The following is a 15478-nucleotide window of genomic DNA, read 5'->3' as shown; positions in this document are numbered from 1 at the left end:
GGAATCGATTGATCTATAAGAAGAGCAAGATCTAATTGTATTTTTTTCAGTAGTTCTAAAGAAATATTTTCTAAGCTATAACTTAATTGATTTGCTGTTAAAATATTTTTAATTAGCTCTATTTCAGAATTAACTGCATCCTTTTCCAATCTCATTTTGTCCAATTCATTCTTTTTAATTTCAAGATTTTCTATGCATTTGGAATCAATGCTTATATTCAAATTTTTCAGTCTGTCAAAGAAATCCTTGGTTTTGTTATAATAATTATTAAATACCGTTTTTTGTTCTTCCAGTATTTTTAATTTTTCTTCAAAATGATTAACAATGTGTTTTTTCAAAGCTTCAAATTTTTTATTTACGTCCGTAACAAGGTCTTGCATTTCTTTTTTCATTATCCCAAGATCAGATTTACTTTTATCAAGATAAGCTTGTGCTTCTCCTGCGAGTTCATCAGACTTAATTATATTTTCAAATTTTTCTTTTGAACCGCAAAGTGGGCATTGACTATTGCCTTCATTTCTATATTTCAAGAAACTCTCTCTGCCTACAACCAAATTTGATAAAGCTGCAATTATCTCATTTCCCTTCTCTTTATCATTTATTACATTCTTCCTATTTTTTATTTCGTTTTCCATCTTCTCAAACTCAGCCTTTTGTACTGAAACATATTCTGATATTCCTGCATATACCTCGGACTGAACAGTAGTATCAATTTGATTTATTTTTTTAATACTTTCAATTTTCTGCTTTTCATCAGATACTATCTTTATCTTATTTTTTATTTCATCAAGCTTTTTTGAATCATAATATGATTTTGTTATTGTAATATTCAAATCGTTTCCCATAGTATCAGCAAATTCAATCAATTTGTTAACTTCTTCAGCTTTCTCTATTGCCTGATAGTATGAAATAACGTGTTCAATTTTAGAAGAAACTACATTATATCCACATTTTTTTATTTTTTCTTGCTGTTTCTTTATTTCCTCAATATTTTCTTTCTGTATATTTAAGTTCTCTTCTTCATAAAATCTTATTTGAGGGTAATCTAATTGTTTAAGTTCATTTTTTAGCAAATCTAACTCTTTCTTATGCTCCTCGGTATCAATTAAAGATTTACTTTCGATGTCTTTTTTTAGCTCTTCATACATTAGTTCAAGCTTCTTACTTAGTCCATCAGCCAAGTTGTGTGGCTTAATAAAATCCTCAAATTTTTCTTTCACCTCTTGCCTTTTTGAGTTTAAAAATTCATAAGACTTGTATGTATCACATATATGATAATTATAGAACTTGTCATGTGCTGCATAATTTTTTATTTTATCTTTTATTATATCAGATATTTCCCCTTCAAATTTTATCTCTGTATCAGCATACAAACTATCCTCTTTCTGCTCCCTATAAACAGTTACCTTTACATTATCAACCACTAAGGTAATTGTTACTTTAATTTTATCATTTGGTGTACAATTAGAATTTTTTATTATGCCTTTCTTATTTTCTGGTCTGTTTTTTTCTGCTTGTTTTGAATTTCTCTCATCATAACATTTCTTAATTCTTGCTATATCCCCTGTAAGGCACCATTCAATAGCATCAATTAATGTAGTTTTGCCAAATCCATTAGCACCAGTAATAAGTATCAGCTGATTCTCACCGAATTCAAATTCTTTATATTCGTATATTCTAAAATTTTCAATTATCACTCTTGTTATTATCATCTTTAGTCAACCACTCCTGCATTATTTTTTTGTCCTCATCCGCCAATTTTTCTTTCTCACAAATAGAAAGGATTTTTTCATCCGACGGAATTAAATCTTTAAGTTCATTCTCAAGCCTTTGTGCTTCTTCACTATCTTTTTTTTCAATGGAAGAAAAGTAAAACGGAATCATATTCCAATTGGTTTCGTCTATTTTGCCATTTTCATTGCACAGCAGAAATAATTTTCTGCATATCCTTAAAGACTTTTCAGTCTCAGACCTGAAATGATCATCTAAATCTCCTATTTCATCTATACATAAAATCAGCAAATAAATTTCATATTGCAGATACTTTATATTCTCACGATATTCTTTGCCAAAGTTTACAAAGTGCAATACATTTTGTTCCCATTCTGCACACACATCTTTGATTTCTCTATATTTAAGTTTTATACAATCTAATACCAAAAACATTTCATTTTTAGTTTCGTGTATATAAATATCCATCAACGGTTTGGCATATCTTATTCTGTCTTCATCATCCCTTATAGAATCTATAAGATCTTCCTCACTGTTCATCTCTATTAAAAAAGCTTTAATAGGCTCTTCAATGTCATCCGACTCATATATAGATGTATATTCATCAGTAAAAAAATCTTTTATGTACATACTCTGTCTCCCTTTATAGTACAATCTCTCTTAAATAAACAATTTTTTAAATCTTGATCTTTAATTTCCATTTTTTCAGAACCATATTTGACGCAATCCATGCATTCTATTTTAAAAAAATTATTCTCCTCATATAAAATGCTATGTCCTATCCCTAAATCTATATCTCGAATCTTATTAACATCAAGCGAATACTTGTAATAACTCCTTAATTCTCCACGCATATACCATTTGTCTGGCCTCTCCTTCATTTTTGCAAGTCTAGGTACAATTTTTTTAATATCACCGTCTTGTTCTCCAACTAATGAAGAAAAAATTATTACTTTTTTTGATTCTTCATAGTTTTCAAAGTTAAAAAAGAAACTCTCTTCACTTTCCTTTATATTAAATCCATAATTACTGCAATCAATATCATATAGTATTTTCCAAGCATTTTTTGTAACCGATTTTATTACGCCTCTATGCTCTATAAATTTATCTCTTTCATTAAAATTATTTTCTTGATATCTGTCCCAATTAAGCTCCTTATCCCCATCGGTGCTAAGTGAATTTAGAAACCTGAATCTTCTTCTCTTACATTTAAGAATACTGTTTAAATAGTCTTTAGTAGATAAATAGATTTCTTTATAAACTGCTGCATTTTTAAGTTCCTCTATCTCATGAAAAACTTCTTCAAACGCATTGTCAATATACCCCATAACCAAAGAAATAATAATTTCTGTATTTTTCTGCACATCGTCTTCAAAGATTCTATTTATATGATTATTAAAATCTTCTTTTGTCATAATCCTCTGAGCATATTCTTCAGAATTTTTGTAATAAGAGTTTTGGACATACTGAACCGCCAATGCCATTAATAAATCCTTGATGTCATCATTTTTAAGTCTTTGAATTGAATCATCATTTTTTATAGATGTTTCAGACAGGCTATACAAACTATTTTTTAGAGTATCCCTTAAATTCTCAATTTTTTCTTTCTCTACTGTGCTGAACTCAAACTCGTCAAGCAAGCTTTTTCCTGCAACTTTTTCAAATAGCAGATTCTTCCTCTCTTTCATATCCGAACATTTTTCAAGTTCTTTCCTAATCTTTAGCTTGTCAATTGTTTTTAAATCATTTTCTTTTATTTTATTTTGTGTATTTGTCTTGTTATATTTTTTCACACTGTCTGCGTAATAAAAGCCGCAAGTAATAAACCTTTTATCCTCAGTTCCATATAATCTGAATTTTAAAAACTGATAAAACATATTATCATAGATGTCTTGAAAATCCAGTTGACTTTTAGGATAGTGCTTAACTTGATAAATAGATAACTGACTGGAGTTTTCTACTAAGATATCCTCTACCCACTCAACATAAATTTTATCCTCATTATTACTATTCATTATTAATTCAATCGCCAGTAAGTCCTGGTATAAAAATCCTTTAATATTATCGGATGCGTCTCTTCTTTCTTCTCCGCCACGAAGTATTTCAGCATATTCAGTATGTGTACACATATACTTCCTCCTAGTTACACATATATTGTACCATATATATCCAATAATTTTATAAAAATACTTATTTTGATATTTCTTGTATTGCGCTTAATAAAATATACTTATTTTATGACCTGTTAAACTATAACTGTCTCGAAGTTTAGGATACAAGTACAAGAACAAATCCTTTATATACTCACCCTAGCAATCATTTCCTTTATTAATAGTCCCGGCGCTGTGCTATAATTACTTACATATATTATGTATACTATAGGAGGAAAGCGTGAAAAGATTTTTTCTTTATACAGCCATTCTTATTTCCATATCTCTTATTATTTTTTCATCCCCGGCAGAAGCGGCCCCCTTGCTCGACCTGCCTGCAGAGGTCAGAAACAGCCTGTCGGAAGACCTGCTGCTGGCAATTGACCGCCCCTATGCAATAGTTAACGGCAGCTATACTCTCCTGGATGGAGGCAGCGGCAGAGTAAAGCCCTATCTATATAAATTTGACAGCCATATGGGATACATGCTTCCCCTGAAAGCTGTGGCCGCATACGCAGGGGCCAGCTACAGGGAAACCGGTGATGAAATCATTATTGACAACATCCATCTTAAAATCAGCAGCAATAAGGTAACGGGCGTTTCGGGCACAGATTTCATATATAAAGACGACTATAAATACATGCAGTTTAAAGACGGCAGCTTTTACATTGAAAAGGGAATGCTTGGAAAGCTTTTTACCACAGACGGCTTCTCTTATAATTACGAGATTATAGACTCCAACAGCACCAGCAGCCTGATTCATATATCCAGAGCCAACCGCGCAGCCTCGCCTTCATACCTGCAATATGCCGGGGAGCCTTTTGAATACATGCTCTCCCTGCCGGCAAAGCTGAAGTTTTCAAATGCTATCGTGATACAACAAAGCGGACCTTATGCAAGAGCTTTTGACAAGGATGCCCGGTTTGACAGCGGCAATCTTGCAGTAAAACCCATAACCAGAAAAAACAGAATGCTGGTTCCTGTAAAATTTTTCAGTGAAAACTATGGTGCACAAATAACGTGGGAGGCTAAAAGCCGTACTGCCACAGTCACCCTTGCCGACAAGCAGATAAGTATTACTGCGGGCAAGGCATATATGCTTGTTAACGGGAAAAATACAGCTCTTGAAGTCCCTGCAGAACTGTATGAGGGAAGGATGTACATCCCGTTAAAAGCAGTTTCTGAGGTATTCAGGCAAAATTTATTCTACACCTCGGGAATTGCAGTCCTGTCCCCCGATGTAATAAGCCCGGGCTACCTCACCCCTGAGGAAGTAAGCATTTTCAACAGGTATTTCAAAGCCAGAAAGGAAAACGATCTGGATGAGGCAAACAAAAATTCACCCAATAATTCATCCAATGTGAAGCATGTGGTAAAACAGGGCCAATGGACTTATTACATTGACTATGGCTATAACGCAAAATACAATTTTAATGGCCTGTGGAGAATAAGCGATGACGGCAAAACCCGTCAAAAGCTTGTAAACGGCAGAGTCGACTATATTGATGTGGTTGGTGACTGGGTATACTTCTTCAATGACAAGGGCAGCTATAAAATTAAAACCGACGGGACCTCCTTTACCCGGATTTATACGCAGGATTACAAAATACAAAAGCAGCATATCCGGGACGGACTTATATACTATTTTGACTGGAGGGACAGCAGCTTCTTTTCCCATGCCCTGGACGGTTTGGCGGCAGGCAGCCGGATATCCCTGAATACCCAGGCTTATCTGGAAAATATGATTGGAGATTATATATACTACACCAACAGGAGCAACGGCGACACCCTTTACCGTTTGAATATCATTACAGGCGTCAATACCAAAATTTCAACTGAAGCGGTCAGCGGCTTTGCCGTAATGGACGATTATATCTATTATACAAGGGGTGATAACGTCCCCGGTATTTACAGGCTGCCCCTTAACACGGCAGGTATTCTCACTTCCGGCAGTCCCTCACAGGACCTTTCTCCCCAAAAGCTGAGCAGTGCGAAAGCAGACTCCATAAACGCCGGCAACGGCTGGATATATTATTCCGACAGGGACAATGGAGGGAAACTCTGCAAAATACGTGCCGACGGCACCGGCACAGCCAGGCTGAACGATCAGCCCTCCGGCAATTTGAACCTGGTTGGTGACTGGGTCTACTACAGGTCGGACGGAAAACTGTTCAGAATCAAAACCAACGGAACTGGAAAAAATCGGCTGAATCCTGATACTCTGGGACTTGATCCCAAGGTTATAGGGCCTCCTATCAGTGTTCCTCCCGTGGGCAAAAATGCAATTACCCTGGAACAGAGCGGAAATACCCTTTGCAAAATATCCAAGCCGGTTGAAGATTCCCGCAAGCCTGATATATCCATAAGCCTTGAGCACAATCAGGCCCAAAGGGAAATCCGTTTCACAACCTATAACATGCGCGATCCCAAGGTGTCAATCAAGGTCGCCTTCATATTTGAAAACGGAACCAGGAAGGAATTCATTTTAAAAAATCCCAATACAGATGGGATTGCCACAAATGCATATAATTATTCAAAGGACGTTTTCACCGGGGAAACAATCAGGTTGGAGATAAGCTGGACTGCATACGGAGAAAACGGTAAGGCTTCTGCCACCTTCAAGTCGGTTATGTAGCGGCTATGACATTTCCTAAATAATATGAAGTTGTAAAACCGCCGGCGTCAGACAGCTTCCGGCGGTTTTTACAGTTGAGGTCAAGCGGTTTTTGCACTACCCTGCCGGGTTTACCTGTACCGTAAAGGTGGTGGTCTTTGTCACATCACCTACAGTAAAGCTTACCGTTACAGTTACGGTTCCCTGGGTGTCAAGTGTGCTTCCCGCGTCAGGTACGGTGGTATATTCCGTAATAACATTATTTGTGTTGTTGCTGTAGTTTGCAGTGACCACCATACCTGCCAGGTCAAGAGCCTCACCGGCAGTATAGGTTGTTTTTGCAGGCGGAGTTGTTACGGAAATGGATTCCAGCACTGTCGGCTTGTCTTCAAATTCAGCGGTAATAGTAACATTTTCCGCAGGCATAATAAAGGTGTTTCCCGTGACAGCAGTACCATTGTATTTTAAGCTGCCGGCCTTCAGTTGCTTTCCGGCCTCCGGCGCTACAGTCAGAGTGATGACCGTACCCGGGCGGGCTTTTGACGGCAAAGCTTCTACCGTACCGCCTTCAAGGGGCGCAATGGTTATGGTATAGGCTGGAACCGATATGTTGTATATAAGCTTGCACAATTCGGCACGTGTCACATGCTCCCCTGGCTTAAAACTCTCACCGTCATACAGGCCTTCCAGAACCTTTGCGTTAATACATGCCGATACTCCATCCTGCGCCCAGTCCGAGATGGCGGCAGAGTCTGCATAGGCCTTGTAGGCATCATCATCTGCAACTCCCAGATTATATGTCTTCATTGTTATCAGGGCCAATTGCTCCCGCGTAAGATAGCCTGAGGGTGAAAATCTTGTTGTGCTTGTGCCGCTGAGAATTCCCAGGCCTCTTAAAATTACGACGGAACTGTCATAGTAATTTCTAAGTTTTGTAATATCGCTGTAAGGATGGTTGTCCTCTATAATATTCAAGGAGCGGCACCATATGAACGCAAATTGCGCCCGTGAAACCTTTGCATCAGGCGAAAAGGTACTGACACCTGTTCCAGCCACAAAACCCTTGGCCCGGCTGAATTCTACAGCATCCTTATAGGGATGGTTCTCCGGCACATCTGTAAAGGTGGCAGCGGATACCGAAGTGATTGCTGATGTGAAAAAAATAGTTGATAATAAGATTGCAAGCAGTTTTTTTATTTTTTTAAGTCCCATGCTCTCTCCATTTCCAGCCGGTGTAGATTTTCAGCTTTGCCACGCTCCGGCTTCCATGACAAATGCTTCATATTCCCTAGTCTTTGGTAAACTGCCATTTTTAAAACCATGAATATTAATGAATATTTGTATGGAAGGCCTATAATAGCCTTATAATGGATAGAGCCTGAGGAAAATTTTAATCAGATTTGCTTTCTGACTGTCTTATACTCGTCATTGAACCGGAAATAAGGGCAATTGTTAAAGGAATACCTTAAAAACCGCCCCATCTCATCTTCATCCAGATTTGCCCCGCACTGATACGAGGCAAAATCCTCATCATATATATAGTTAATGCAGCATTCGCAGTTCTTTGCGCCTTTCATATCAAAGCCTCCGCTCAGAATTGATATTTTGTCTTAAAGTTTCTTACTTTATATATTAGCATTTTTACGGGTAAAGCAAAAGCGGTTCAGCATTTAAAATCAGCTCAGATTACTTTCCCGATTACTTTCCAGCGAGTTGAATTCCACCTTTTGCCTGGTAGGGAACTCATAATATTTATTGCTCAGATATTTAAAGTCAAGCCTTTTTGCAGACGGCAGCAAATATGCCGACACGGTAGAGCCTTTTATCCTTTTCTTGTTAAGTATCTCAATTATCCGTTCACCTGAGGATATTCCGATGCCATGTCCGTAATACAGCCCGTTATCCAGCAGAAAGACATTTTCTCCCTGCCATTCGGGTTTTACAGGATCCACATCCGGATTTTTAAAATATCTGCAGTCTCCCGGAAGGTAATCGGATACCCTGATGTAATCCACTATTCCCAGATTATAGGACAGATGCTGCCAATTCATAAGATATATCCTTGGGAACAGTCTGTTGAACAGTTGCTCCGGCAAAACATCCACAAGAGCTTTATAATATACGATAACCATTGCTGTTGCGCACTCGGTGGCATACTTCGAACTGTTTATGTAGATGTCTTTTATGGCATCCGACGGCTTAACCCCGCTTTTAAGTTCAAAGCCTCCCTCACCTGTCCTGTACCAAAATTCCGGATTACAACGGGATTTTCTGAAGACGCTGAAGTCCATATGGCTTTTATTCAGGCTTTTGGAAGCATTGACAATACTTCTTCTGACACTCAGTTCAAACTTAAGGTCATTGAGAGAACTGTAATTGTAGACCTCATTGCTGCTCATGAGTATATCCAGTACCTTTCCCTCTACGCTGTTTGATCCGTACTGGCTGATAAAATCCGCATCCAGCACTTTACCGTTAATCTTAATCATTGAACATCCCCCATAACCCTTTCAGCAATTTCAATCTGCCTTTCAACCGGACTCTGAATCCATTTGTTCCATTTATATCTGTTATAGCGGTAAAGAGCGTTTGAATAATTTGAAAGGAGAAGCTTGTAGTCGTCCTCCAGTTCATTGAACCGCTCCAGGTTTTCAGATCCCACAGCTCCAGCGGGCCTGGACTGCCGCTGTAAAAAGCTTTCAGCAGGCTTTTGCAGGTACTTGGCCTCAAGTGATACTGCAAACCTTGCAGGTTCAAAGGTCTGATTGTTGGTAACTCCCGTGTAATACAGAAAGTTCTGATTTTGGCTTATCCATTTCAAGGTGTTCTGATATTGTTTTCTTGTATTATCCTCCCTCTCGCTGACAGTCGGTATAAAATTCAGCAGCTTCCTGGCTAATTCCACATCCTTGGGTTCTGAGGAACGCAATCTGGCAGCCAGCCCATTCAAATTTTGAGGATTTATTGTTTCAAAATATGCCCAGGTCAGGTCATAAATAAACGAGCCCTTTCTATAGCGGCTGAATATCATATCCTCAATTATTTTCAGGCTGCGGTTGTTGCCGTATACTTTCAAGAGGCATATGGCAGCGGTATCCAATACCTGGTCATATTCTTCACTGAGTCCGTCTTCAGCATAGCCCGACTCAAGCATCCATCGTAGAATTTCCGGATTCTCCGGATTTTCCCCTTCATATTCCTGCAAAAGAACCTGGGAATCCAGTTCTTCTCCCTCCAATATCCGGCTTATGAAATTATATGCATATGTATTCCGTACATTCAGGCCATCTGAGAGCCGCAGCCTTTTGATTTCCGGACAGAGTATGAACAGGGAGGGAAACTGCAGGTTCTTCTGATTGACAGACTTCAGAGCTTCATTCTCATTGTTGCCTGCCAGGTCCTGAAAAATCGTCAGCAGCCTGTCACTTCCATAATAAATCCTTATCTCATCAAATAACGCAATATTCATACAATACTTTCCTCTTTCATAATATCGTATGTAATTATTATATGAAAAAAAGCCCGCATGTTTACAAATCAGAATGAAAATCCTTATTATAAATTGTTATTCCATTAACTTGTGGTTTTCGCCGTTTTTTCAGTGCTGTATTTAAAGGAAAGCTTCAAATTAAACTATCTGTTATCCTTTTTGTGCATACTTGGGGCAATTTTCTTTGCTTTTAAGAAATTCCAGCAGCAGGTGCAGCGCAAACAAATGAATAAAAGTCACACCTTCAGTACTATATTATATTGTTAAGATATAGTTTGGGAATTTATGGGCAAGACAAAATGCTATGAAAGGTGTGATTTTTATGATAAGAAATTTATCCTTAAAAAAATGGCTTTATATCTCCATACCTGTACTTTTCGTCATAGGGACCTGTTTTCATTTTTTATATGAGCTGTCGGGCGAAAGTCCCGCAGTCGGAGCAATGGCGGCAGTAAACGAAAGCGTTTGGGAACATTCCAAAATGCTTTTGCTCCCCATACTGGGCTGGTGGTTCATATTCTACATTACCAAAGGCAAAAAGCATGGCCTTGACCCCCGAAAATGGTTTTCAGGCATGCTGGTCAGTGTTGTAGCTGCCATTCTTACAACCTTCCTTGTCTTTTATTTTTATACCCGGGCCTTCGGAGTTGAATGCCTGGTGGTGGATATTCTGCTTCTGCTGCTGTCGGACGCTGTGGGACAACTGCTGGGCTTCCACGTGTATGAGTATTCCAAGGGCATCAGGGTATCCCTGTCGGCAGCAGCAGCTTTACTGCTGATGGTGGTATACATTGTTTGGACCTTTAACCCTCCCCATCTGCCCCTGTTTCTGGATGAAGCCTCCGGCAAATATGGGATACAGCCAAAAAGTACCGCTTTCTCAGCTTACAGCCCTGCCCCTTTTATCCTCATACATCAACTGGTCAATATGCTTGTAAAATTTTTGGATTGATACTCCCGACCTTGTGTCGTATATGTCGTAACCTATGCTGAGACTTATTTCATATGGAATAAGCTTTTTGTCGTTAAAAGCTTCAACATTTTCCTTCAGGCGGTTTATCATGCCAATCAGCTCCGACTGCTCCCTTATTTCAACGACTATTACAAATTCGTCGCCTCCGTATCTGGCAATGAAATCATTTTTCCTGAAACTCCTTTTAAGGATGTCCGAGACACAAACCAAGGCATTGTCGCCGGAAGTATGCCCGTATATGTCATTAATCTGCTTGAAGGAGTTTACATCTATCATTACACCGGCCAGGTACTTGGCATGCATCCTGTTCTTGATTTTCTGATACAGGTAGTTGTCAAGCTGCCTCCGGTTATACAAACCCGTCAGGTAATCGGTGTACAATTGATTATTCTGGATATTGATAAAAACAATCAGCAGAGAAAAGGCCATGCAAATCCATATAACCGAAATTCCGAAGAACAGTATCTGGAAAACCGCACTGATAAACGGCGGAAATGCAAATGAGACCAGAGCCACATACTGCCTTTTGTCCATTCTGTTTTTCTTTCTTACCAGTTTAAGCATTGTATATGCGAAATAAAAATAGCATATAAGGCACAGGAATATAAACAGGCTGCCTCTGTGATAAATGTTGTTGCTGTCAATGAAAAACAAGAACCCGTGTTTAGGACTTAATAAAGCCAAAATACCGTTTATGATAACCGGGAGGCTTAAAGCCCTGCTGATTTTTTTAATGCGGTTCTGATCCTTGAATATCTGAAAGTCTGCGTATACCGACCAAAGCATACAGGGTACGGGGTTGAGAATATAATATACGGTATTGGAAATATTGTTTAATAGCCTGGGGATTTCTCCGCTTCTCATATTCAGAGTCCAGGTGGCAGTATCAAATACTAAAATCAACCCATTGAAAAATAATATAAGAATAAAAAGCTTTTGATCATAAAGATAGCTTTCCTTTTTATTTCTTATATTAAAATATATAATCAGCAGTATTGCCATGGCTATCATGTTAATCTCGATATAATTGAAAGTCAGCATATTATCACCCTACACTTTTCTTAAAACAATTTATATCATTTTATTCTATAATACCTTTTTCTTTTCAATTTTTCTGTCGAAAGCTGTCACCTATAACTTTCTTTTCTTGATTTTACATTTTAATCCATATAATTGGATAAATATCCCTGAGAAAAGTTCAAAATAATTTGCTCCTCAAAAATATTTCAACAGCATTCAGGCCTTTAAAAAGTACATTATAGTGGATTTTCCCAGTTATTAAGACCCTCCGGTCATTATAATCTTATGTCACCCCCTTCAAACAAAAAACCACTATTTTTCCAAAGGTATAAACCTGCCCCAATGGGAAAATGTGGTTTTTTTGTTAATCTTCATTTGTGCAATTTTTCGACATAATTCTCAGCGCAGCAGACTTTGCCTTTTATACCGTAAACCTGTTGCACATTTCAGTAAGCCTTGCTATACTCGCGGAAACTTCCCCGTTCTGGCGGACTACATTCATGGATTCTTGGGATATGGACATTACCTTATCGGCAATATGGCTCGTACCATAGGCAGATTCATTTGTAGCCCTGGATATGTCTCCTATTACTCTGGCCACATCCTGTATGGACTCCATGATTTCATCCGAAGCACTGCTGAACTCGGCGGTCATATTGCTTACCATATCAGCATCACTGCTGTACTGTTCTCCTGTCTCCACCAAAACCTTGTAATCGGGTATTACCTGATTATTTATAAATTCCAGCATATGTTCCGAGGTTGAAACCATGTTCTCCACAGAGGCAACAACCACACCGGTTACGCTTTGTATTTCCGCTACGGTTGTTTTTGAGCTTTCAGCCAGCTTTCTTATTTCATCCGCAACCACAGCAAAACCCTTCCCTGCTTCCCCTGCTCTTGCAGCTTCGATGGCGGCATTCAGGGCCAGCAGATTTGTCTGGGAGGCAATCTGCAGAATAGCTTCCGACAGGACAGCAATTCTTTCAACTTCTCCTGATTTTTGTATTGCCTCCACCAGCTTGTCCCGGGTGTCTTTGCAGATTTCATCTGCTGTTTCCTTTGACAATACTGCCTTTTCCTTCAGCTCTTCCGACCTGTCAGTAATAAGCGCAGCACTGTTTCTTCCGTCTTGTGCCTTGTTGGAGATTCCCTCTATGGAAGCCTGTATTTCCATGGCAGAGTCACTCATTTTTTCTGTGGAGGCGGCAGTCTCCTGCATTCCCGCAGACAATTCCTCTGTTGTGGAGGACACCTCTTCAATCAGTTCGGAAAGCCTGCCTATATTTGTACCTGCCTTTTCCACCGCAGCTTCAACGCTTTGAGACTCATCCTTTATGATGGTTATCATCTCTCTGAAACTTTCCTGCATCAGGTTAAAATTCCGGGCCAGCTCCCCTATCTCATCCCTGCTGTCATAATCTATGCGTCTGGTGAGATCACCGCTGTTGCTCGCCATAGCCTTGAGCTTACCCAGAACAACACGTATGGGCCGGACCACGCCTCTGGCAACGAATATCCATGCAGCAGCAGCCACTATAATTACAATTGCTATAGAAAACATAACCACTGTTAATGTGTTGTCAACAGACTGCTCTATGTCCTTCATGGACTTCTGGATATTAGTGTAGGCTTCGGTCTTAAAACGGTTGATGTCACTGGTCAGGCTGTTTGCGGCATCATCAAAGCCTATCATCATGAGATTTCCCCTGGACGGGCCGTCCTTGATATAAGCCTCAGCCATTTTCTTTCCGTCTTCAAAATATGGTATGAAATCGGCCTGGATTTGTTTTAGCTGCTTTTCCTTTTCAGGATTTGCCTGAATTAACTTGGCAATAATTGAATTAAATTCCCTGGCACTGTTTTCAGCCTCTGAAAAACCGCTGTCAAAACCGCTGATACCTCTGGTGGCGCTTATGTCGGTCAGCCATTGCTGAACCTGCACCACGCTGTACTTCAGCTCCTCAGCCTTTGCCAGGGTATAAAAATATTTGTCATTCATAAGCTTGACCTGCGAAAGGTTATTTTGAATAGACATAATCTGAAAAACCATAAAACCTACAAACAAAACAAGGATAGCGATAATTGGCAGTACAATTTTGATTCGGATACTTTTCATATGAGACTCCTTTTGTTATGTTTAGTTGTTATGTATATTTTTAATGAATATATTGTAGCATTATTATGCAACTTGTACAATACAAATTAATTATTACACAATACAATAACTCCGTCTCATAAAACCAACCCGGCCGGCTGCCATCTGCGCACAAATAAAAAAGCATGCCCCATAAGCATGCTGTATTCCACCGATATTCAATTGACCTTCCACTGATATTTCATTCAAAGTCAGGTATCCTCATATGCCACCGGCCCGTACTTGTGGATTTCCTCTGTCAACTGCCCCACAGCCCCGGGGTCTGTAGCCCAGCTTGTACAAAACCGCACTGCACTGGCTTTTTCACTGACTTTGACCCAGAAAGAATATTCAAATTTTTCCTTCAGCTTTAAAAGTATACTGTCCGGTATTATGGGAAACTGCTGATTTGTGAAGGATTCTACCAGAAAACTGTAACCGTTTCTTTTAAAGGCTTCTTTTATAAGCATAGCCATTTTGTTGGCATGACCTGCCATTTCAAAATACAGCTCGTCCTTGAAAAGCTCAGCGAACTGCACTCCAAGCAGTCTTCCCTTGGCAAGCATCCCGCCCTTCTGCTTGATCATATATCTGAAATCCTTTTTTATTGTGTCATTGCACAATACCAGAGCCTCTCCGAAAAGTGCTCCGATTTTGGTGCCTCCTATGTAAAAGGCATCGCACAGCCTTGCCAAAGCGGGTAAATCCAGATCATTGCCCTCTGCGCACAGGGCATAGCCCAGACGTGCTCCGTCCAGATACAAAAACAGGTCCTTCTCCCTGCAGACCTTACTGATGGCAGATAGTTCCTCCCTGCTGTATATGGTTCCAACCTCAGTAGGATTTGATATATAGACCAGCTTGGGCTGCACCATATGTTCCCTGGTTTCATCGCTTGCATGGGCCTCATAGCAGGCTTTTATATCTCCTGCTGCCAGCTTGCCGTCTGCTGAAGGAAGGGCCAGCACCTTGTGCCCGCAAGCTTCAATGGCACCTGTCTCATGGGTGTTTATATGCCCGGTGTCTGCGGATATTACACCCTGATGAGGCCTTAACGCAGCCGCAATGACAGTCAGGTTTGTCTGTGTCCCTCCCACCAGAAAGTGTACGTCTATATCCTCCCGGCCGCATTTGCTTTTTATCAGCCCGGCTGCCTTGCTGCAATATGAATCGCAACCATAACCGGCAGTCTGCTCCATATTTGTTTCAACGAGTTTTTCCAGCACTTTGGGGTGTGCCCCTTCGCTGTAATCACAATTAAATCGTATCATTTTATCTCCTGTCCTCATTTGTAAGTACTGTTAAGCAGTCCCCTGCACTCAGCACCGTATGCTCTTTATTTCCTTTCCGTCCAGCTCCGAGC

13 protein-coding genes are annotated in these 15478 nt (G+C 39.6%); 3 read left to right on the top strand and 10 right to left on the bottom strand.

The genetic code is table 11. The annotated features are described in order from the left end of the window. The 3 genes from CLHUN_RS14385 to CLHUN_RS14375 all read right to left on the bottom strand — a co-directional run. Positions 1-1712, bottom strand: a 1712-nt coding sequence (locus CLHUN_RS14385; RefSeq protein WP_133051116.1) for an ATP-binding protein, incomplete at its 3' end; no start/stop codon positions are given. Continuing rightward, the gene (locus CLHUN_RS14380; protein WP_080065325.1) at positions 1687-2361 is read right to left on the bottom strand and encodes a hypothetical protein; all 675 of its coding nucleotides are present in this window, start codon (positions 2359-2361) and stop codon (positions 1687-1689) included. The genes CLHUN_RS14380 and CLHUN_RS14385, both read right to left, overlap by 26 nt. Continuing rightward, entirely contained in the window at positions 2352-3860 is a 1509-nt protein-coding gene (locus CLHUN_RS14375) for a hypothetical protein (RefSeq protein WP_080065324.1), read from the bottom strand. The genes CLHUN_RS14380 and CLHUN_RS14375 overlap by 10 nt, the downstream gene beginning before the upstream one ends. Before the next feature lie 262 nt (positions 3861-4122). Between CLHUN_RS14375 and CLHUN_RS14370 the strand changes: the two genes are divergently transcribed. Further along, on the top strand, positions 4123-6516 hold the full coding sequence (locus CLHUN_RS14370) for a DUF5050 domain-containing protein (protein WP_080065323.1): 2394 nt from the start codon (positions 4123-4125) through the stop codon (positions 6514-6516). Positions 6517-6612: 96 nt separating this feature from the next. On the opposite strand, the gene CLHUN_RS14365 is transcribed toward CLHUN_RS14370, so the two are convergent. From CLHUN_RS14365 to CLHUN_RS14350, 4 genes are all read right to left on the bottom strand, one after another. Next, the gene (locus CLHUN_RS14365) at positions 6613-7707 is read right to left on the bottom strand and encodes an S-layer homology domain-containing protein (RefSeq protein ID WP_080065322.1); all 1095 of its coding nucleotides are present in this window, start codon (positions 7705-7707) and stop codon (positions 6613-6615) included. 182 nt (positions 7708-7889) lie between these two features. Beyond that, entirely contained in the window at positions 7890-8072 is a 183-nt protein-coding gene (locus tag CLHUN_RS14360; RefSeq protein ID WP_080065321.1) for a DUF6472 family protein, read from the bottom strand. 99 nt (positions 8073-8171) lie between these two features. Continuing rightward, complete coding sequence (locus tag CLHUN_RS14355; protein WP_080065320.1) at positions 8172-8984, bottom strand: protein-glutamine gamma-glutamyltransferase; 813 nt, start codon at positions 8982-8984, stop codon at positions 8172-8174. Further along, on the bottom strand, positions 8981-9964 hold the full coding sequence (locus CLHUN_RS14350; RefSeq protein WP_080065319.1) for a hypothetical protein: 984 nt from the start codon (positions 9962-9964) through the stop codon (positions 8981-8983). The genes CLHUN_RS14355 and CLHUN_RS14350 overlap by 4 nt, the downstream gene beginning before the upstream one ends. 111 nt (positions 9965-10075) lie before the next feature. On the opposite strand from CLHUN_RS14350, the gene CLHUN_RS21830 reads away from it, so the two are divergent. Together CLHUN_RS21830 and CLHUN_RS14345 are read left to right on the top strand one after the other, a co-directional pair. Then, positions 10076-10252: a DMT family protein gene (locus CLHUN_RS21830; RefSeq protein WP_117387065.1), complete on the top strand. Its 177-nt coding sequence runs from the start codon at positions 10076-10078 to the stop codon at positions 10250-10252. Positions 10253-10307: 55 nt separating this feature from the next. Then, positions 10308-10937 carry a DUF6512 family protein gene (locus CLHUN_RS14345; protein WP_207559170.1) on the top strand — a complete coding sequence of 210 codons (630 nt, stop codon included), beginning with the start codon at positions 10308-10310 and terminating at the stop codon, positions 10935-10937. On the opposite strand, the gene CLHUN_RS14340 is transcribed toward CLHUN_RS14345, so the two are convergent. The 3 genes from CLHUN_RS14340 to CLHUN_RS14330 form a co-directional block, all read right to left on the bottom strand. Next, positions 10866-11999 carry a GGDEF domain-containing protein gene (locus CLHUN_RS14340; protein WP_080065318.1) on the bottom strand — a complete coding sequence of 378 codons (1134 nt, stop codon included), beginning with the start codon at positions 11997-11999 and terminating at the stop codon, positions 10866-10868. The genes CLHUN_RS14345 and CLHUN_RS14340 overlap by 72 nt on opposite strands. 400 nt (positions 12000-12399) lie before the next feature. Then, a complete protein-coding gene (locus CLHUN_RS14335) occupies positions 12400-14097 on the bottom strand; it encodes a methyl-accepting chemotaxis protein (protein WP_080065317.1) in 1698 nt (565 codons plus the stop codon). Between the two features lie 230 nt (positions 14098-14327). Next, complete coding sequence (locus CLHUN_RS14330) at positions 14328-15386, bottom strand: threonine aldolase family protein (RefSeq protein ID WP_080065316.1); 1059 nt, start codon at positions 15384-15386, stop codon at positions 14328-14330. Positions 15387-15478: the final 92 nt, after the last annotated feature.

The organism is Ruminiclostridium hungatei, from assembly GCF_002051585.1.
GTDB lineage: Bacteria > Bacillota > Clostridia > Acetivibrionales > DSM-1351 > Ruminiclostridium > Ruminiclostridium hungatei.
The sequence above is the reverse complement of the archived record's forward strand: the minus strand, read 5'-3'. Positions and strand labels throughout refer to the sequence as shown.

Excerpts from the sequence above, each read along its gene's own strand:
- CLHUN_RS14380 (WP_080065325.1), bottom strand. The coding sequence starts at position 2,361 with ATGTACATAAAAGATTTTTTTACTGATGAATATACATCTATATATGAG.
- CLHUN_RS14375 (WP_080065324.1), bottom strand. The coding sequence starts at position 3,860 with ATGTGTACACATACTGAATATGCTGAAATACTTCGTGGCGGAGAAGAA.
- CLHUN_RS14365 (WP_080065322.1), bottom strand. The coding sequence starts at position 7,707 with ATGGGACTTAAAAAAATAAAAAAACTGCTTGCAATCTTATTATCAACT.
- CLHUN_RS14360 (WP_080065321.1), bottom strand. The coding sequence starts at position 8,072 with ATGAAAGGCGCAAAGAACTGCGAATGCTGCATTAACTATATATATGAT.
- CLHUN_RS14355 (WP_080065320.1), bottom strand. The coding sequence starts at position 8,984 with ATGATTAAGATTAACGGTAAAGTGCTGGATGCGGATTTTATCAGCCAG.
- CLHUN_RS14350 (WP_080065319.1), bottom strand. The coding sequence starts at position 9,964 with ATGAATATTGCGTTATTTGATGAGATAAGGATTTATTATGGAAGTGAC.
- CLHUN_RS14345 (WP_207559170.1), top strand. The coding sequence starts at position 10,308 with ATGATAAGAAATTTATCCTTAAAAAAATGGCTTTATATCTCCATACCT.
- CLHUN_RS14340 (WP_080065318.1), bottom strand. The coding sequence starts at position 11,999 with ATGCTGACTTTCAATTATATCGAGATTAACATGATAGCCATGGCAATA.
- CLHUN_RS14335 (WP_080065317.1), bottom strand. The coding sequence starts at position 14,097 with ATGAAAAGTATCCGAATCAAAATTGTACTGCCAATTATCGCTATCCTT.
- CLHUN_RS14330 (WP_080065316.1), bottom strand. The coding sequence starts at position 15,386 with ATGATACGATTTAATTGTGATTACAGCGAAGGGGCACACCCCAAAGTG.